The sequence below is a fragment of the Oleiphilus sp. HI0086 genome (assembly GCF_001635225.1).
In genome coordinates this window covers 1-767 of the sequence record NZ_LWFZ01001348.1, presented here as the reverse complement: position 1 = coordinate 767, position 767 = coordinate 1, and the positions used below count along the sequence as shown (strand labels likewise).

Annotated in this window: 1 protein-coding gene; it reads right to left on the bottom strand. The window is 44.8% G+C overall.

Features of this window, described 5'->3' with window-relative positions; translation table 11 throughout:
* Window positions 1-332: 332 nt before the first annotated feature.
* Window positions 333-767, bottom strand: a 435-nt coding sequence (locus A3756_RS28230) for a hypothetical protein (RefSeq protein WP_197481489.1), incomplete at its 5' end; no start/stop codon positions are given.

Genomic DNA, 767 nt, shown 5'->3' with positions numbered 1-767 from the left:
AAGATTCTCAATTTGTGTTGATGGCTTTGCCTTTCCTTGACTCGAAGGTTTACTCGCTTCTCGAAGTAAGTGCTTCAAGTTTGTACGAAGCTTTTCAAGTTCAGCGCCCAGCGGATAATAGTGTTCAATTTGGTTTTGCGCAGGTTCTTTTGTCATTCGCTCTACCGCANCGTGCACATAAGAGCTGTACCAAACAAAACAGATTAAGGTCAAAACGATACGTGCGATAAAACGCATCATTGGAGAAAGATGAGAAACCATTGCAGCATTCCCTTTTGAATTAGTTGTGCACAGTAAATTTTCTTGATTGCTTAAGTTCATGGTATCCCTCCTCATGGTGCCGCGCACAGCTCGTTATCCAATGAGCATTGGAAGCGATTTAATTTCTTCGGTGCATTGTGAACATCGATTGAGTAATGCACTGGCTGACTGTTTCCGTATTCGTCCATAAGCACAATCTCAACGTCATGCACACAATCGGCTTCATCCGGCATCCAGTTAATTTCGTAGGCACCCTCATAAGGCTGATTCGGCGTAATGGTCATACCTTGTGGTGCGTTAACCAAGCTTGCTACGACATTGCCACCTAAGCTGGATTCGCCGAAGAAGCGATATTGATAGGCTTGACCTACGAATGCCGTGGTCAATGGTTTGTTGATTAGGCTGAGCTCGGCGTCTAGAGACTCAGAGCTTTCGACTACATCTACATACCAGAACTCGTTATTTGCAGACGCATAACGACCTTCACTGTCTCTCACCATTGCGTT